The 16,920-nt window shown below is 58.8% G+C and carries 16 protein-coding genes; 8 read left to right on the top strand and 8 right to left on the bottom strand.

Annotated features, from left to right (window positions below; genetic code table 11):
- Position 1: 1 nt before the first annotated feature.
- From choW to betC, 3 genes are all read right to left on the bottom strand, one after another.
- On the bottom strand, positions 2–847 hold the full coding sequence (choW, locus tag MPRO_RS08170; protein ID WP_067290169.1) for a choline ABC transporter permease subunit: 846 nt from the start codon (positions 845–847) through the stop codon (positions 2–4).
- A gap of 99 nt (positions 848–946) precedes the next feature.
- The gene (choX, locus tag MPRO_RS08165) at positions 947–1,903 is read right to left on the bottom strand and encodes a choline ABC transporter substrate-binding protein (protein ID WP_067290166.1); all 957 of its coding nucleotides are present in this window, start codon (positions 1,901–1,903) and stop codon (positions 947–949) included.
- A gap of 48 nt (positions 1,904–1,951) precedes the next feature.
- Positions 1,952–3,472 carry a choline-sulfatase gene (gene betC / locus MPRO_RS08160; protein WP_067290158.1) on the bottom strand — a complete coding sequence of 507 codons (1,521 nt, stop codon included), beginning with the start codon at positions 3,470–3,472 and terminating at the stop codon, positions 1,952–1,954.
- A 141-nt stretch (positions 3,473–3,613) separates the two neighbouring features.
- Here betC and MPRO_RS08155 point away from each other — a divergent pair, with 141 nt between their 5' ends.
- From MPRO_RS08155 to MPRO_RS08145, 3 genes are all read left to right on the top strand, one after another.
- Complete coding sequence (locus tag MPRO_RS08155) at positions 3,614–4,528, top strand: choline sulfate utilization transcriptional regulator (protein WP_067290155.1); 915 nt, start codon at positions 3,614–3,616, stop codon at positions 4,526–4,528.
- A gap of 64 nt (positions 4,529–4,592) precedes the next feature.
- Positions 4,593–5,072: a thioesterase family protein gene (locus MPRO_RS08150; RefSeq protein ID WP_067290152.1), complete on the top strand. Its 480-nt coding sequence runs from the start codon at positions 4,593–4,595 to the stop codon at positions 5,070–5,072.
- Positions 5,073–5,152: 80 nt separating this feature from the next.
- Positions 5,153–6,073: a LysR substrate-binding domain-containing protein gene (locus MPRO_RS08145; RefSeq protein ID WP_067290148.1), complete on the top strand. Its 921-nt coding sequence runs from the start codon at positions 5,153–5,155 to the stop codon at positions 6,071–6,073.
- A gap of 286 nt (positions 6,074–6,359) precedes the next feature.
- Here the strand turns inward: MPRO_RS08145 and MPRO_RS08140 are convergent, their stop codons facing one another.
- From MPRO_RS08140 to MPRO_RS08130, 3 genes are all read right to left on the bottom strand, one after another.
- Positions 6,360–6,803: a VOC family protein gene (locus MPRO_RS08140; protein WP_067290145.1), complete on the bottom strand. Its 444-nt coding sequence runs from the start codon at positions 6,801–6,803 to the stop codon at positions 6,360–6,362.
- Positions 6,804–6,849: 46 nt separating this feature from the next.
- A complete protein-coding gene (locus MPRO_RS08135; RefSeq protein ID WP_067290143.1) occupies positions 6,850–7,215 on the bottom strand; it encodes a SpoIIAA family protein in 366 nt (121 codons plus the stop codon).
- A gap of 145 nt (positions 7,216–7,360) precedes the next feature.
- The gene (locus tag MPRO_RS08130) at positions 7,361–8,101 is read right to left on the bottom strand and encodes an MBL fold metallo-hydrolase (protein WP_245635054.1); all 741 of its coding nucleotides are present in this window, start codon (positions 8,099–8,101) and stop codon (positions 7,361–7,363) included.
- 18 nt (positions 8,102–8,119) lie between these two features.
- On the opposite strand from MPRO_RS08130, the gene MPRO_RS08125 reads away from it, so the two are divergent.
- The 5 genes from MPRO_RS08125 (at position 8,120) to MPRO_RS08105 (ending at position 15,490) form a co-directional block, all read left to right on the top strand.
- Positions 8,120–8,710: a TetR/AcrR family transcriptional regulator gene (locus MPRO_RS08125; protein WP_216821268.1), complete on the top strand. Its 591-nt coding sequence runs from the start codon at positions 8,120–8,122 to the stop codon at positions 8,708–8,710.
- A 305-nt stretch (positions 8,711–9,015) separates the two neighbouring features.
- Positions 9,016–9,669, top strand: a complete 654-nt coding sequence (locus MPRO_RS08120) for a TetR/AcrR family transcriptional regulator (protein ID WP_067290131.1) — start codon at positions 9,016–9,018, stop codon at positions 9,667–9,669.
- A gap of 198 nt (positions 9,670–9,867) precedes the next feature.
- Positions 9,868–11,328, top strand: coding sequence for an efflux transporter outer membrane subunit (locus MPRO_RS08115; RefSeq protein WP_158651775.1), 1,461 nt, complete (start codon positions 9,868–9,870; stop codon positions 11,326–11,328).
- Positions 11,325–12,440: an efflux RND transporter periplasmic adaptor subunit gene (locus tag MPRO_RS08110; protein WP_067290125.1), complete on the top strand. Its 1,116-nt coding sequence runs from the start codon at positions 11,325–11,327 to the stop codon at positions 12,438–12,440. The genes MPRO_RS08115 and MPRO_RS08110 overlap by 4 nt, the downstream gene beginning before the upstream one ends.
- Complete coding sequence (locus tag MPRO_RS08105; RefSeq protein ID WP_067290121.1) at positions 12,440–15,490, top strand: efflux RND transporter permease subunit; 3,051 nt, start codon at positions 12,440–12,442, stop codon at positions 15,488–15,490. Before MPRO_RS08110 ends, MPRO_RS08105 begins: the two co-directional genes overlap by 1 nt.
- Positions 15,491–15,710: 220 nt before the next feature.
- Here MPRO_RS08105 and MPRO_RS08100 read toward each other — a convergent pair whose 3' ends face one another.
- Positions 15,711–16,175, bottom strand: a complete 465-nt coding sequence (locus tag MPRO_RS08100) for a GNAT family N-acetyltransferase (RefSeq protein WP_067290118.1) — start codon at positions 16,173–16,175, stop codon at positions 15,711–15,713.
- Between the two features lie 5 nt (positions 16,176–16,180).
- Positions 16,181–16,831 carry an SGNH/GDSL hydrolase family protein gene (locus MPRO_RS08095; protein ID WP_067290114.1) on the bottom strand — a complete coding sequence of 217 codons (651 nt, stop codon included), beginning with the start codon at positions 16,829–16,831 and terminating at the stop codon, positions 16,181–16,183.
- Positions 16,832–16,920 lie beyond the last annotated feature (89 nt).

Genomic DNA, 16,920 nt, shown 5'->3' with positions numbered 1-16,920 from the left:
CCTATACCTCCTGCTTGTCACCGGGTTGCTTGCAGATTCGATCCAGAATGATCGCGACCAGTACAATCGCCACCCCGGCTTCAAAGCCCTGGGCAATATCGACGGTATTCAGCGCCCTGATCACGGGCTTGCCAAGGCCATCGGCACCAACCAGCGCCGCCACTACAACCATCGATAACGACAGCATGATGCACTGGGTAACCCCTGCGGTAATGTTGGGCAGCGCCGCCGGCAGTTCGACCTTGAACAGCAGCTTGAGCGGCGTGGCGCCGAACGCCTTGCCGGCTTCAATCAGCTCCGAAGGCACCCGGCTAATGCCCAGATAGGTCAACCTGATGGGCGCGGCAATGGCAAACACCACCGTAGAAATCAGCCCCGGCACAACCCCAAGGCCAAACAGAATCAGGGTGGGAATCAGGTAAACGAAAGTCGGGATGGTCTGCATAAGATCGAGTACCGGCCGCATCAGTACATAAACCCAGGGTTTGTGGGCGGCCAGGATACCCAGCGGCACACCCAGCAGCACACAGATAAAGGCGGCACTGAGCACCAGCACAAAGGTCTCCAGCATCTCCTGCCAATAGCCCTGGTTAAGAATCAGCAGCAAGGCACAGACGACAAAAACCACCAGCCCCAGGCTGCGATGCAGCCCCCAGGCCAGCGCAGCGGTGATGACAATAAGTGCAGCGGGAGGAAACCACTGAAAACCCTCCACCATCGCGCGAATCAACCACTCAAGCGACATTGAGATCGCATCGAAAAAGCCCGCCGCATTAGCGATGAGCCATTCAACGAAATGCTCCATCCAGGCCCCCAGGGGCAGTTTATGTTCAGTTAACCATTGCATAACGACTTCACCTTGAATTGCATAACGGGGGCTCTGCGTGTGAATTTTTCTTCTGACGCCTGGGTGCAGGGAACGTCACCCAAACGCCACTCGCAATCCTCAGCTAGCGCTAATGCCAAGGTGTGCCTGAACTGCGCTCAGGCCAGGCTGGCCGTCCCGTGCTGTGACATTGTCGAGCCAGGGCGCCAACGCTTCGGGATGGGCCTTGATCCACTCCCTGGCCGCCGCCTCGGGTGTTTTGTTGTCGTCGATAATGCCGCCCATGATTTCACTCTGCATATCCAGCGAGAACTCAAGATTGCTCAGCAGGGTGCCAACATTGGGGCACTGCACAGCGTAATCCTTGCGCGTCACTGTGTTGATGGTGGCGCCGCCGTAGTCAGGGCCGAAATAGTCATCGCCGCCGGACAAATAGGCCATATCGAAACGCAGATTCATCGGATGCGGCTCCCAGCCCAGAAAGACGATGAAGTCCTGCTTGCGCAGGGCCCGCTGCACCTGACTCAGCATCGCCTGTTCACCTGACTCGACCAGCCGCCAGCCCGCCAGACCAAAGTCGCCCTTGTCTATCATTTTCTGGATAGAGCCATTGGCCGCAGCACCCGGGTCAACGCCATAGATACGCTTGTCGAACTTGTCGGCATAGCGGGCCAGGTCGGAAAAGCTTTTAACTCCGCTGTCATACACGTATTGAGGCACCGCCAGGGTAAATTTGGCTCCCGCCAGGTTGGCGCCCACACTGTCGACATCCTCGCCGTACTTGTCGATAAAGCGCTGCTGCGCCGGCAGCCAGTTACCGAGGAAAACATCGATACTGCCGCTCTTGAGGCTTTCAAAGCCAATAGGCGCACCCAGTAATGACACCGAGGTTTCATACCCCAGGCCCTGCAACAGGTTGGCCGCCACCGCATTGGCGGCGCTGACATCCGTCCAGCCTGGGTCCGTGAAACGCACCAGCTGACAGGCCTCGATATCAGCGGCCAGAACCTGCGACGTTACGGCCATACCCAGCGCCAAAGCGACGCCGGTGATCGCGTATTGAAATGTTGATTGCATAGTGATCATCCTGTTTTTGTTATGGGTTGAACGACGGGCGATGCGCCCTTACTTCTTCACCTGCGGGTAGCGTGAGCGACGCTCCAGGTCATACAGGCCAATGGTGTGACGCACATATTGCTGACTGGCATCCACAAAGGGCTGGAAATCCCAGCCGGTGTATTTGCCCTTGTCCAGCGCCCGCCCGACCATGTCCCGGCGACGCTGGCTCCAGAGCACATCCTGATTGAGCTGATCCAGATCCCATCCGCTCGCCACCTCATAACGGAATTTTTGCAGCACATCAGCATGGGCCGGATTGTCGGCAAGGTTGCACAGTTCCTGTGGATCTCCAGCAAGGTTAAACAGCAGGTCCGGGTCCGCCGGGGAGCAGATGTACTTGTAGTCTCCGCGACGAATCATCAGCAGCGGTGCCAGCGCACCTTCCGCCAGATATTCACCGATCACTTCATCGTGACCGCCGTCCCCCAACAGGTGTGGTATCAGGCTGCGCCCTTCGATTTTGGTGGCATAGCCACGCTGGGGGCCATCGGCGAGCTCAACAAAGGTGGGTAGCAGATCCAGGGTGGAGACACTGGCGCTGACACGGCTGGGCTCGAAGCGCTCGGGGTAGTGCACGATCAGGGGTACGCGGGCCGACCATTCGAACCAGCTCATCTTGTACCAGAGACCGCGCTCGCCCAGCATGTCGCCATGATCTCCGGAGAACACGATGATGGTGTTCTTGTCCAGACCGGTTTCTTTCAGGGTTTTGACCAGGGCGCCGACCTGATCGTCGACATAGCTGATGGATCCGTAATAGGCATGGCGTGCATTGCGTACCTGCTCATCGGTCATGTCGGCCTTGTCCAGACCACAGACAAAGCGCAGCCGCTCAGAGTGCGGATCCTGCTCGCCCGGTGCGACCGTTACTGCCGGCATATCGATGTCGTCGTGGTCGTAGCGGTCCCAGTATTCTGCCGTGGTGGTATAGGGATCATGGGGGTGGGTCATGGACACGGTGAGGCAGAAGGGACGCGCATCGTTGCCGCGCACCTTGTCGTACAGAAAACGGCGGGCATTGGTGACCACTTCTTCGTCGTAGTCCAGCTGCAGACTGCGTACACAGGGGCCGGCTTCGGTTACCGAGTCCATATTGTGATACCACTCTGGACGCACATCCGGGTGATCCCAGCGGGTGATCCAGTTGAAGTTGGATGGATAGATATCGCTGGTCAGGCGCTCTTCAAAGCCGTGTAACTGGTCGGCACCGCAGAAATGCATCTTGCCTGACAGCACCGTCTGGTAGTCGAGGTTGCGCAGGTAATGGGCAAAGGTGGGGATGTCATCCGCCAGGTCCGCTGCATTGTCATAGGCGCCAATTTTGGACGGCAAGCGCCCGGTCATCAGTACATAGCGCGACGGTGCGCACAGAGGACTGTTGCAGTAGGCGGAATCAAACACCACACCAGCATCGGCCAACGCACTCAGGTTGGGGGTTTTAACAACGGGGTGGCCATAAATGGGTAACGCGGGTGCCGCCAACTGGTCGGCCATGATGAAGAGGATGTTGGGCCTGTTCGTGTCCATTACTGCTCCTTCCTGCCGTAGCGCATGTTGCCATGCATAAATTTTTCTAATTGATTTATTCTGCGAACTTGACGCAATATTGCTCGCTATAACTGAGGCTGTGAACAGGCCACCAGCTAATGAATTGGATTAGATAAATTTATGACTAAGCTCAGCGAGCTCCCCAGCCTCATCACCCTGCAAGCCTTCGAGGCGGCTGCAAGGCTGGGCAATTTCACCCAGGCGGCACAGGAACTGGGCAGCACTCAGTCGGCCGTCAGCCAGCAAATACGCCGCCTTGAAGATGACCTGGGAACAACACTGTTTCACCGAGCCCACCGTGGCGTCACCCTGTCAGTGGCCGGTGAATCCTTTCTTACGGCCGTGCAGGAAGGCCTGCATCGGCTGGCAGATGGTGTTGCTGCAGTGCAACAATCCAGTCAACATTCGATAATAAATGTCGCTACAGACTATGCTTTTGCCGCTTTCTGGATACTGCCTCGCCTGGCGCGCTTTCGCGAACTCTATCCCCACACCGAGGTCCGCGTCGTAACATCGCAACAACGCAACACCCCGGCACAGCAGGAATTTGACCTCGCCATTCTGTTTGGCAATGGCTACTTCCCCGACTGCGTCAGTCGGCAGCTGTTTCACGAAGAAGTAACCCTGGTCTGCAGCCCTGCCCTGCTCAAGGCAAAAGGCCCGATCACCCGGGCCGAACAGTTGGCCCAGCTACCGCTGCTCAAACTGGATACCGAGTACCACGTCGACTGCTTTACCTGGCCACGGCTGTTCAAGGCACTGGGGATCAGCGATGCACCGCCGGAACCGGATCTGGCATTCAATAACTACACCCTGCTGCTGCAGGCAGCGATCGCCGGCCAGGGCGTCGCCATCGGCTGGTCGAAACTGGTGGACTCCCTGCTCGAAAACGGCCTGCTGGTACCGGTACTGCAACAGCGGTTCAACTCCAGCAATGGCTACCATGTGGTGTTGCCACAGCGCCGCCCCGTCGAACCCGTTGCGCAAGGCTTCGCCGACTGGCTCTATCGCGAGAGTCTGAACAGCCCGGCCTGAGATTCACAAGCCAAGAAAACATCCATTACCAACTCAACAAGAAACGGCATAACAGAGGCACGCAATGACAGCGAAAATGAAGATATTTGAAGGTCCCGTCAGCCCCGACTGGATCGACTACAACGGCCATATGAACGACGCCTGCTATGTAGTAGTGTTCGCCCAGGCACTGGACAACTTTATCGACCAGATCGGGCTGGATGCGGACTATCGCGCGCAGCATCAAGTGTCGCTTTACACACTCCAAAGCGCCGTGCATTACCTGCAGGAAGTGAAGCAAGGCGAACCCTTGCAGATTTTTGCCCATTTGCTTGAGCACGATTCGAAGAAACTGCGCCTGGTACTTAGCATGCAGCACGGCGATAGCGGTATTGAACTGGCCCTGCTGGAAACCCTGCTGCTGCACATGGATATGGCCGCCAAGCGCACCAGCCCCTTTTTGCCAGCAACCCTTGCACGCATCGAACAACTGCATGCCCAACAGGCTGAGCTGCCATGGCCCGCCCAGGCCGGGCGTGGCATTGCCCTCAAGCGACAGCCCTGAAGTGCTCCAAACCCCACACGTCTGGGCGCACAGTGCGCCCGGCACGGATTGATTATTATCGGCCAGCAGGAGTTTTAAAGATGGGACGAATCAGCAAGGACCTTCCGCCCCTGAGCTATCTGGTCGCCTTTGAAGCCGCGGCCCGCTATCAGAGTTTCACCATTGCCGCCGATGAGCTCTGTGTCACCCAGGCCGCCGTCAGCCGGCAAATCCGCCTGCTGGAAGATAACCTGGGAATAGAGCTGTTCAACCGCGCACACAAGGCCGTTAGTCTCACAGCGGATGGGCGCACGTTTCAGCGTTCGGTCACCGCCGCTCTGGAACTGCTTGCAGGCTCCGCCAGAGATCTGAAAAAAAAGCGTTCCAGCTCTACGGTCACCGTCTCCGCCGACCTCTCCATCGCATCGCTGTGGCTGATCCCCAAGCTCCCTCTGTTTCGCAAGGCACACCCGCACATCATCGTCCACGTTGACGCCTCGGACGATGATACCCATCACATGAGTGAAGGCGCCGATGCCGCCATTCAGTTCGGTGATGGTCACTGGCCTGATTGCAACGCACGCTTTTTGCTGGAAGAGGAAATATTTCTTGTCTGCAGCCCCGCCTACCTGGCGTCCATGGGGGAAGTGGAAACAGCGAAAGACCTGCTAAGTGCCACCCTGATTCACTTTGAATCCGAGCATTGGGACTGGATGGACTGGAGCACCTGGCTAGCCCACAAGAGCGTCTCCCTGCCACCGGAGCGGCAGGATCTGTACATCAGCAACTACCCGGCGGTGATTCAGGCCGCCCTCGGCGGCCAGGGCATTGCCCTGGGGTGGCGCCACCTGGTGGATGACCTGCTGGCCAGTAGTGCTCTGGTACGACCCATTCAAGCCTCGGTGCACTCAAGGCGCGGATTTTACCTGGTGCACCCCGGCAACCGCCCGCTAAGCGAGGAAGCTAGAATCTTCTGTGACTGGACGATCGCTCAGTGCAAGGCTTTAACCCCTGCGGGCTAGTGTACTGCTTCGCCCTAATGGGTGCTTATAGAGCCCGCCAATTTGTGTCCGGCAAGGCGCCGTTCGCCGGTAATAGTGGGGCTCTTGCCAAGAGCGGCAACGCAGTTGGGCGCGAATTGGCGCGCTCCCTTCGGGCGAGCCGCCAGAAGGCCGTCCGCGGTGTTGCATTTCCTCAACATAGGCCCACTATGCCTTCGAAAATGCGCCGTGCGGCCCACCTCCTGGCGACTCGCTAAAAGCGCCTCTAAGAGTGAAGCAGTACACTAGCCTCTATATACATCAAACATCACTCATCGGGATCAGGCCAGTGCGGATTCCAGGCGATCTCCCACAGATGAGCATCAGGGTCCTGAAAATAACCGGCGTAGCCCCCCCAGAAGGTATCCTCTGCCGGTTTCAATATACGGGCGCCGGCCGTTGCAGCCTGTGCCATCACCTGATCGACCTCCGCCTTTGAACCTACATTGTGCGCGAGGCTGAATTCCGGCGCGCCACGCGAGAGTGCAGTCGCCCTGTCACCCGCTGTCAGACCGGCATCCTGTGCCAGGTTTTTGCGCGGAAAAAGCCCCAGCTTTAGCCCGGTTTGCAGATCGAAAAAGGCCACGGCGCCGGCCTCAAACTCGGCGCCGACAATACCTTCGGTGGCCAGCCCCAAACCATCACGGTAAAAGGCCACGGCTTCTTCCAGGTCATCAACACCCAGGGTTATCAGGCTAATGCGTGGTTTCATCCAGATGCTCCATAGCATTGGTATTCAGCAACAAGAATACCCCATCTTAACGGGCCAGCCAGGCTTCCGCCGCGGCCACTTCATCGTAATCAAAGGCCTTGATCTCAAGCCCGGGAAACAGATGGCCTTCAAACTCGCTCATGCGCTGAATCCACTTTTTGTCCGACAGTACCGCCGCACGGTCGAACCGGTGAATCAGCCCAAACAGAGACGGCAGGCGCGACAGCTCAACGCCTATGGCACCGAGCGTCGGAAAATCAAAATCACTGATGCGGTACAGCATGCGGCCATGCTTGATATCTTTGGTTTTGCTGACCAAGTCATCCAGCGCCACCCGCATCTCTTCACTGTTCAGCTTACCGGCAAGCTCGATATCAATACGATCCGGTGCGGTTACATCAATCCTGAACATGATTGCGTCCCTCCTGAAGTGTCGGCAGCGACGCTGCCTGACTGCAGTATAGAGGGTCAGGCTCTTTGCAACCGGCGGCATAGAGCACCCAAACAGGCTCCGAATAACGCCCGTACCCTGCGGCCAGGCAAATGACAGCCGCCCATCAGGGCTGCTGTAGCAGCAGCGACTCATCAGGCGCCATCTCTTCTCGCCACCAGGCATGGATATGCCCCGGATTCTGCACCTTTACCTCAGCGCCCATAATCGGCGTCACCAGCGGCACCCCGTGGCGTTGTGCCGCAACCAGAGCCAGCTCGAACGGCTCGTGCCAATCGTGCAGAGCCAGATCAAAGGTACTGTTGTGAACCGGAAGCATCACCTTGCCACCCAGATCCCGGTGGGCCTGCACGCTTTGCTCAGGTGTCATATGGATCTCACTCCAGAGCGCATTGTAGGCACCGGTCTCGATCATGGTGAGATCAAAAGGTCCGTAACGCTCGCCGATCTCCCTGAAACCCGAAAAATAGCCGGAGTCTCCGCTGAAGAACAGGCGGGACTGCTGCCCGGCAATCACCCAGCTCGCCCAAAGGGTCTTGTCACGATCAAGCAGCCCGCGCCCGGAGAAGTGTTGTGCCGGCGTGGCCACCAGCGTCAGGCTGCCGATTTCGGCCTGCTGCCACCAGTCCAGCTCAATGATTTTTTCACCGTCAATACCCCAGTTGCGCAAATGATTACCGACCTTAAGGGGCATAACAAAACGTTCCACCTTAGTGTCCAGCGCCAGAATTGTCGCCTTATCGAGGTGGTCGTAGTGATCGTGACTGATAATGACGGCCTTGATGGCAGGCAAGGTATCGACGTCGACGGGCACCGGATGAAAACGCTTTGGGCCCGCCCACTGCACCGCAGAGGCACGTTCACTATGAAACGCGAGGCGATTATCGATGCCGCCAAACGTGCATTTCTGGAACACGGAGTCCAGGGCACCAGCATGGACATGCTCGCCCACATGGCGCAGGTATCCAAGCGTACTGTCTATAACCATTTTGAGAACAAGGAAGCGCTCATCATGCACTTGATTAGCGAGATGTGGCGCCAGGCGACGCTTCCGATAGGTCTTTCCTACGACACACACAGGCCCCTATCGGAACAGCTGTGTGCCGTTATCGAAGCAGAGATCGCGATGATCGGCGCAACCGAGTCCATCGAGCTGAATCGTGTGGCTTTTGGGCACTTTTTCTACCAACCGGACCTGTTGCAACGCGAAGTGCAGAAATTCTCCGCCCACGAAACCGCCGTAAAACACTGGATTCGTGCTGCACTCGCGGACAAGCGCCTGAAGGATCTGGATATCGAGGTCGCCAGCGCACAGATCCATAGCCTGATAAAAGGCAGCTGCTTCTGGCCACAGTTAATGCAGATAACACCCCTGCTGGACGCCGAGCAACGCCACGACCTGGCCGAGCGCACCGCAGCTATATTCCTGAGTCATTACGCGGTCACGCCGATCTAAACCACAGGAAACGATCACCGCAAATGGTTGGCGGAGTTTATGCTCGAGACAGCCAATCAGAGTTAGACACTGTCAGCGCGCCGCGGCCTAGTCCATATCCCGCCTATGCATGCGGTAATTGATCAGCGCCTACCTTGGCGCGAAACGCGGTCATGTAGAACAAGCTGATTCGCACATGCTGAAACCACTCTTTTTACACTTACGGCAGACTCTTCAATGCAACCCCCCAGTACCTTGGTGTTGACTTTATGACCACCGGTCACAATAATGACCATTGGTCACTAAAATTACCTGGATAGCTTCCCATGACAACTCCAAGTAGAAAATCACGCCAATTCGCCCTACGCGGCCAGGAAATCCTGGATGCAGCCTTGGTGCTCTTTCAGTCGGACTCTTGGGAAGACGTCACTGTGGCGGAAATTGCCCAGCAAGCTGAGGTCGGCAAAGGCACGATATACAAGCATTTTGCCAGCAAGGATGAGATCTACGCGCAGCTGGCCATGCTGTTTCAGCGTCAAATACTGGCTCGTTTTTCGATCATTGACCCGCAATTACCCGTTATAGAACGCTTCCGGCAGAACATGTGCGCAGCCTGGGAAGTGCACTTGTCGAGCAAGGAACTGCACCGAGTATTTCTGTACTGCAGCCGTTCCGGTTTTCGCTCCCGGTTGTCACCTGCCACCTTGGGCGAAATGCTGGCCATCGAGCAGCAGATCGCGCAACCCACTCATCTCTTGATAGCCGAAGGCGTCGAGCAAGGCATATTCCCACCGAAACCCCTGGCCAAACTGTTGTTCGGGGCGCAATCAGCGTTCTGGGGGGCGATTCAGTTGGTGTGGAGTGGCTACCTGGGTGATATCGATCAAGCCGAACACCTGGACGACCTGACCCGGTTCATCTTGGCCGGCCTGATTTACCACGACCAGCCCATCGATTTACCGGGACGCGCAAGTGCTTGACGGTTGAATATTTTTTTACCCACCAGTGACCGTCGGTCTAAAAATGACCCTAGGTATTAAGCGCACGCCGTCATGCAACAGCGATGCAAACGAGTAAAGCCATTACTCGCGCTATCGGCATGGTGAACTGACTCATTACGAGCCTTCGGCACTAACACAAAGTGCACATCGGGCTCGCTATCAGAGGATTCAATACCTTTGCCTAACCTATCTCATGCTGTACCTTTGCTAGCCACTTGGCTACCGATACTCGGCATATCCCTGCTGCTGAGCGCCTGTGCCACGGGTGTTCCTCCCCGCAGCGCAGACGTGGCTCTGCCATCAGTGTATGACAGCGCCCTCGCTACGGCGCCCGTCGCAAGACTTGATCAATGGTGGACGCTGTATAAGGATACACAGCTCACGACATTGACCTCACGTGCACTGACCCAAGGGTTTAGCGTGCGTGAAGCCCTGGCACGCTTGCAAGAATCTCGGGCACTGCGCTCGGTAAGCCTGGCAAAATTCGGCCTGCAAGGAGATATTCAGGGCAATGCCGAGTATCGCGAGACACTGAACCTCGAAGACAGCCCGGATCTCGATTCAGGCGTGAACAGAAGCACTACCGCCAAGACCGCCAACCTCAGTCTGCCGGTTAGCTGGGAGCTCGATCTGGTCGGCCGGCGTGGTGCCACCCAACGCGGCGCCGATGCCGATACCGAGACCGCCCGTTTCGAGGTTGAGGCAGCGCGCGCGGCCATTGCCGCCGAAGTCGCCCGCTCGCTGTTTCAGGCGCGTGGTCTGCATGTACAGCATGATGAGGCGCGGGAAACCCTGCGCATTCAGCAGCAGTTGTTGACCGTGGTGACAGAACAGGCTCGACGCGGCCTGACCCCGGCTGGCCAAGTTGATCGCGCCGCCACTGACGTCGCCCAAGCCGAGGCACAGGCCGAGAACTTCAAAGCGGCCCTGCTGGCCGCGCGGCGTGCACTGCTGACAGTGGTTGGCGATGGTGCAAATCCACTGGCGACACTTGAGATCACCCCGACCCTTGGCGAAGTGCCGACGATACCGGCCACGCTGCCAGGCGATCTGCTGACGCGTCGTCCCGACGTACGCAAGGCCACCGCACAAATCGAACGGGCGGCCAGCCAGGTTCGCCTCGCAGAACTGGCGTTTTTCCCTCGTTTGACACTCAACCCGGGCGCCGGTCTCTCCTTCCAAAGCAGCGCGCTCGACACCAGCTCACTCTTCTGGTCACTAGGTGCCGGTCTAACCATGCCCATTCTCGACCGACCCCGACTCAAGGCTCAGCTGGCCATCGAAGGCGCTCGTGCCGAACAGGCGTTGCTTGCCTATGAACGCTCCGTGCAAGCCGCCTTCTCGGAGGCGGACCAATCGCTGGTACGACTGCTGGCCGATCAGCGCCGGGTCAGCACCCTGGCGGGCGGTGAAGCTCACGCACACACAGCTTACTCTGCGGCTCAGAGGCGCTACGAACTGGGCTTCGCCGATCTTCAGGAACTGCTCGATGCCGAACGGTCATGGCGCACTGCTCGATCCGCGCTAACGGGGGCGAAAGTCGACGCCCTGCAGCGTTCAGTTCAGGTATTTCAGGCACTTGGCGGTGGCTGGAATAGCGCCCAGACGCACCCATTTTCAAAAGGTAACACGCTATGAATCCTAGAAGCTGGGCATTGCCGCTCACCGCCGCGCTGGTACTGAGCGCAGGTTGTTCAAAGGCCCCCGACGCCAGCAAGCCCCAGATTGAACCCGAGGACTCTCGCGCCGTCAGCGTGACTCAAGTGGTGCTGCATCCAATGGCCAGCAGCCTGACCGCCTCAGGTTTACTGGTGCCACGTGAAGAGGCAGCCGTCGGCTCCGAGCTATCAGGCTTCAGGGTCGCCGAGGTAATGGTCGAGGAAGGTGCCACGGTTCAAGAGGGGCAGACACTCGCCAGGCTCGACTCCGAATTGCTGCAGGCGAAGATTGCCCAAGCAAAAGCCAGCGTTGCCCAGGCCAAGGCTCAATCCACCCAGGCGCGAGGCGAAGCCGCACGCGTTAAGGGGCTAGATGGCACCGGTATTATTTCAGATGAACAGATTCAGAGCCGGCGCGCCCAGGCACAAAGCGCCATGGCGGCAGTGCAGGTTGCACAGGCGCAACTCAATGAGCTGGGCACCCAGGAGCGTCGGATGTTGGTCAGCGCGCCTGTCGCGGGAACCGTGCTTGAGCGCATGGTGCGCCCGGGGGATGTCGCTAGCCCTAGCCAACCGATGTTCCGCATTGCCCGCGATGGCCTAATCGAACTGGACGCAGAAGTGCCAGAAGATAGCCTTGCAAGTATCGTCGTCGACCAAAGCGCAGTGATCACCCTGCCCTCGGGTACCGAACTGACGGGAACGGCACGCCTGCTTTCACCCCGCATCGACCCACTCACCAAACTCGGCCGGGTTCGCGTGCGCCTGCCGCATGACCCGGAGCTGCGTGCCGGCGGTTATGCCCGCGTCCTATTCAGCCGTGACGCCACGCCGGTGCCCGCGGTTCCGGAAAAGGCCGTTCAGTTCGAAGCCAGCGGCCCGTTGCTGATCGTGATCGATGAGCACAATCGCGCCCACCGCGTACCGATCCACACCGCCACCCGGGCCGACGGCTTCGTTGCCATAGAACAGGGGCCGCCGGTCGGCACCCGCGTCGCCCTCGGTGGCGGAGCCTTCCTGCTCGATGGCGACCTGGTATCCCCCGTTGAGTCCAAACCCGTGGCCGGCAATGATCAGGCGAGGAGCCAATAATGAACGTACAGATGTCCGCCTGGGCGATCCGAAATCCAATTCCGGTGGCGGTACTCTTTATCGCGCTGATGATCGCCGGTATGGCGGGGTACCATTCGCTGCCGATCAAACTCTACCCCGATGTGTCTTTTCCGATTGTGCAGGTCACGGTGACCCTATCAGGCGCGGCGGCGAGCGAAGTCGAGACCCAGATCACCCGCGAAGTCGAGGCAGCAGTGTCAAATGTTGCGGGCGTCGATCACGTGCAGTCGAGCGTATCTCAAGGGCTGTCGAGCACGACGGTGGAATTCGAGATTGGCGAGGATCCGCAGAAAGCGACCGACGAGGTGCGCTCGGCCATCGACCGTATCCGCGGAAACCTGCCTCGTGGTATCGAAGAACCCATAGTGCAGCGCTTTGATGTCGACTCCGCGCCTATCGTGACCTATGCCGTGGCCACCGACAGCCTATCGGACGTTGAGCTCAGCTGGTTCGTCGATGACACAGTCGCCCGCCGCCTGATCACCGAACAGGGCGTGGCTCAGGTGACTCGAGTCGGCGGAGTCGAGCGCGAAATCAACGTCACGCTCAATCCTGACCGGCTCGAGGCCCTCGGTCTGACCGCACCCCAGGTGAACAACGCCCTGCGCAGCGCCAGCACCGATGTACCGGGCGGACGCTCCGAGATCGGCAACCGCGAACAGACGGTACGGGTACTCGCCGCCGCCGAAACCACCACAGCGCTGAGCAACATGGTAATTTCCACTGGGAATGGCCGCGAAGTGCGCTTGTCCGACGTCGCCACCGTTGCCAGTGGGGCAGCCGAAAGACGCGGCTTCGCGGCGCTCGACGGCCGTTCGGTGGTGGGCTTTCAGGTCAAAAAAACCAAATCATCCTCGGACGTGGCAGTAGCCAGGGCCGTTGAACAGGCCACAGAGGAACTGGCCAAAGCCTATCCGCAGGTCAAGTTCGAGCGTATCGTCTCGACCGCAAGCAGCACACAAAACAGCTTCTCCGCCACCCTGGATGCGCTGGTCGAGGGCATGTTACTCGCAGCACTGGTGGTGTTCATCTTCCTGCGTAACTGGCGCGCGACTGTCATCGCCGCACTGGCCATGCCCATCTCGCTGATTCCGACCTTCGCCGCGATGAGCTACATGGGTTTCAGCCTCAACATGATCACGCTGCTGGCACTCACCCTGGTAATCGGAATTCTGGTGGACGATGCCATCGTCGAGATCGAGAATATACAAAAGCGAATCGAGGCCGGGGAAAGCCCTTATAAGGCGGCATTGTTCGGTGCCGACGAAATAGGCCTGGCCGTGGTCGCCACCACACTGACCATTGTCGTGGTGTTCCTCCCAGTGTCATTGATGGGCGGGTTCGCCGGTCAGTTTTTCAAGGAGTTCGGCTTCACAGTGGCACTTTCGGTGCTGTTTTCATTGCTCGTGGCACGGTTACTGACGCCATTGCTGGCCGCTTATTTCCTCAAGCCGGCGACCCATATTCACCCGCCAAAGCCGTTCACCGGTTTCTATCGTCGAGCGCTGGATTTCGCTCTGGCACATCGCTGGTTGTCGCTGGGCTTCGGCGGCGCCTTGCTGGCCGGTTCGGTGCTGCTGGCCAGCATGCTGCCCGCCGGCTTTTCGCCGCCACAGGACAACGGCATCGTCGAGTTAACGCTCGAAGGCGCGCCTGGCGCGACCCTGGCCGACATGCGCCGCAGCAGTGAAACCCTCACCAGCAAGCTGAAAGCCTTACCCGATGTCGAGACCGTGTTCACCACTGTCGGCTCCGGCAGCAGCGACGGCGACCTTCGTTCGGGTCGCGTCACCGTACTGCTGAAAGAAGACCGTGCTGTCACTACACAAGTATTCCAGGTGGAGCTCAAGCCCCTGCTCCTGAGCATTGCCGACGTGCGCCTGGGGTTTGCTGCCTCCGGTGGCGGTGGCAGCAGCACGGTGCAGGTACTCCTCGCGAGCGAAGATGCAGACCTGCTGTCTGAAACCGCCCTGACCCTGGAACTACAGATGCGTGGCCTAGCTCAGCTCAGCAACGTCCACCAGGTCACTCCCCGCCCAGGTTCAGAACTGATCATTTCGCCCAAACCGGCGCAAGCGGCACGACTTGGCGTGACCGCAGAAACGCTGGGGTCGATCACCCGCGTGGCAACCCTTGGCGACGTCGATGCCAATACTGCGAAATTCAACACCGGAGAGCAGCGTTTGCCGATTCGCGTGCGCTTGCCTGGCGATGCCCGAGCCGATCTGCAGACCCTGCGCAACCTGCGCGTACCGACCTCAAGCGGCGTCTCGGTGCCGCTCTCTGCGGTCGCTGATATCCGCTTTCAACCCGGTGCCGCCAGGATCGATCGTTTCGACCGCAAACGTCGTGCGACTATCGAGGGTCAGCTCAACGGTGTGTCTCTCGGCGACGCCGACCAGGCGATCAGGCAGCTACCGATCATGCAGACCCTGCCTGCAGGGGTCAGCCAGCCAGCCTATGGCCAGAGCGAGAACATGGCCGAGCTGTTCGGCAGTTTCGGCGCGGCCATGCTGGCCGGCATCGGTCTGATCTTTGCCGTGCTGGTACTGCTGTTCAAGAGTTTCTTTAAACCCATCACCATCCTGGCCGCACTGCCGCTGTCGCTGGCCGGCGCCTTCTTCGGCCTACTCGTGGCGGGCAGTGAGCTCGACCTTCCTGCCTTGATCGGCCTGCTGATGCTGATGGGGCTGGCGGCGAAGAACTCCATCCTGCTGGTGGAGTTCACCATCGAGCTCGAACGCACCGGCGTCTCGCAAAAAGATGCGCTGATCCGCGCCTGCCGCGAGCGCTCTCGTCCGATCGTGATGACCACGGTTGCCATGGCTGCCGGCATGCTGCCAACGGCGCTCGCCCTGGGGGAAGGCTCCGAGTTTCGCGCGCCTATGGCCATTGCTGTTATCGGCGGCCTGATCAGCTCGACACTCCTCTCGCTGGTGCTGGTACCCGTGGTCTACGAACTGATTGACGACTTCGAAATGTGGCTCAAACCGAAACTCTCCAAGCTGGTGGTCGCTCGAACCGACTAGAGCCCTGCAGCATGCAAGCATGCCAGCGCCTTCAATCATTTAGAGTCTAGGAGGCTGTCCGACAATACACAACCTACTGCGAGCCACCTGAGTTTGGCTGTTTTTTGTGCTGTTTTGCGTTAAATAGAACCACTATTCGCCTTAAAACACCGCAAAAGCCCGCTCAAATCAGTCGGCTCTCGCTACGGCCAGCATTCTCGGACAGCCTCCTAGGAGCTTATTAAAAGCGCCCTCTAACCATGCGGTAATTGATCAGCGTCTGACCGCGACGGCTAACGCTATGCTGCGCCTGCAGCTCAAAGCCGTGGGCTTCGAAAAATGCTCGGGCGGGCTTGCTCGCCTCGACATGCAGCTGAGTAATGCCAAAGTTCCCGGCCTGTTGTATCAGCTGTCGCAACAACCGGCCGGCAATACCCTGACGTTGATACTCAGGATGCACATAAAGACAGTCGATATGCCCGTCTGGCTCCAGCTCGATAAAGCCGACAACTCTGCCAACGTAATCGGCCACCCAGGGCTGTCGCTGCTCAAGGCGCAGCTGCCAGGCGGCATAGTCCGGCGGTGTGGGCGCCCAGGCCTCCCGTTCGGCCGCGCTGTAGTCGCGGTCCTCGATTGCATGCACCGCCGCGTGAAACAGATCGGCGATAGCGCGGCAATCCCTCTCTCGATAATTGCGAATAATCATGCCGTCTAGTTCTGCTCCCGAGCTAACAGGGTGTTCACAGTACGGGCCAGCGCCTCACCGAGGCGTCGATGCTGATCTTCATCCAGATGCACGCCATCCACTCGGCTGGTCGGTGTCACGGATCCCGCATCAAAAAAATGACAAGCACGCTCCCGTGCGAGCGCCTCAATCGCCGCGGTCAGCCCAAGCGCCCGGGTTTCGCAACCTTCAAATTTTGGCGCTATAGCGCCCCTGGCCTGCTGCAGGGTTGGCGGTGCAACCACCAGAATAGGTGGCACCGGCATGCCGGGTTCAATGGGGGCGCCACGAATGGCACTGATAAGGGCACCCAGGCCCTGGGCCGAGTGCCAGGCGTTATACCCATGCATGGACTGAAAATCATTGGTACCCAGTAGCAGTATCACCAGCGCCAGAGGCGAATTCATTTCGATACAGGCGCCGAGACCTTCAAGTCCCTTGCGCCCGGGTTTGAATGGATCTTCCCATACGGTACGACGCCCGTTAAGACAGTTTTCGATCACCCGCACTGACATTCCTGTGCTTGCCAGCGCCAGCTCCATGACGCCCGGCCAGCGCTGATCAAAGCGAAAGCGTTGCCGTGTATCGGGGATAATGCCCCAGCTCAGGGAGTCGGCGTAAACCAGAATTTGATGCATCCAAAGCCTCCGCGAAATCAGCACAGTGTAGTCAAGAGACATACAATGCCCCGAGTCGAATCGCAACTTCAGTACCAAAGCTGACAAGG

This window comes from Marinobacterium profundum (assembly GCF_001528745.1).
GTDB classification, from domain to species: Bacteria; Pseudomonadota; Gammaproteobacteria; order Pseudomonadales; family Balneatricaceae; genus Marinobacterium_A; species Marinobacterium_A profundum.
The sequence above is the reverse complement of the archived record's forward strand: the minus strand, read 5'-3'. Positions and strand labels throughout refer to the sequence as shown.

Excerpts from the sequence above, each read along its gene's own strand:
- MPRO_RS08155 (WP_067290155.1), top strand. The coding sequence starts at position 3,614 with ATGACTAAGCTCAGCGAGCTCCCCAGCCTCATCACCCTGCAAGCCTTC.
- MPRO_RS08150 (WP_067290152.1), top strand. The coding sequence starts at position 4,593 with ATGACAGCGAAAATGAAGATATTTGAAGGTCCCGTCAGCCCCGACTGG.
- MPRO_RS08095 (WP_067290114.1), bottom strand. The coding sequence starts at position 16,831 with ATGCATCAAATTCTGGTTTACGCCGACTCCCTGAGCTGGGGCATTATC.
- betC (WP_067290158.1), bottom strand. The coding sequence starts at position 3,472 with ATGGACACGAACAGGCCCAACATCCTCTTCATCATGGCCGACCAGTTG.
- MPRO_RS08145 (WP_067290148.1), top strand. The coding sequence starts at position 5,153 with ATGGGACGAATCAGCAAGGACCTTCCGCCCCTGAGCTATCTGGTCGCC.
- choW (WP_067290169.1), bottom strand. The coding sequence starts at position 847 with ATGCAATGGTTAACTGAACATAAACTGCCCCTGGGGGCCTGGATGGAG.
- MPRO_RS08100 (WP_067290118.1), bottom strand. The coding sequence starts at position 16,175 with ATGATTATTCGCAATTATCGAGAGAGGGATTGCCGCGCTATCGCCGAT.
- MPRO_RS08140 (WP_067290145.1), bottom strand. The coding sequence starts at position 6,803 with ATGAAACCACGCATTAGCCTGATAACCCTGGGTGTTGATGACCTGGAA.
- MPRO_RS08125 (WP_216821268.1), top strand. The coding sequence starts at position 8,120 with ATGAAACGCGAGGCGATTATCGATGCCGCCAAACGTGCATTTCTGGAA.
- MPRO_RS08135 (WP_067290143.1), bottom strand. The coding sequence starts at position 7,215 with ATGTTCAGGATTGATGTAACCGCACCGGATCGTATTGATATCGAGCTT.
- choX (WP_067290166.1), bottom strand. The coding sequence starts at position 1,903 with ATGCAATCAACATTTCAATACGCGATCACCGGCGTCGCTTTGGCGCTG.
- MPRO_RS08120 (WP_067290131.1), top strand. The coding sequence starts at position 9,016 with ATGACAACTCCAAGTAGAAAATCACGCCAATTCGCCCTACGCGGCCAG.
- MPRO_RS08105 (WP_067290121.1), top strand. The coding sequence starts at position 12,440 with ATGAACGTACAGATGTCCGCCTGGGCGATCCGAAATCCAATTCCGGTG.
- MPRO_RS08110 (WP_067290125.1), top strand. The coding sequence starts at position 11,325 with ATGAATCCTAGAAGCTGGGCATTGCCGCTCACCGCCGCGCTGGTACTG.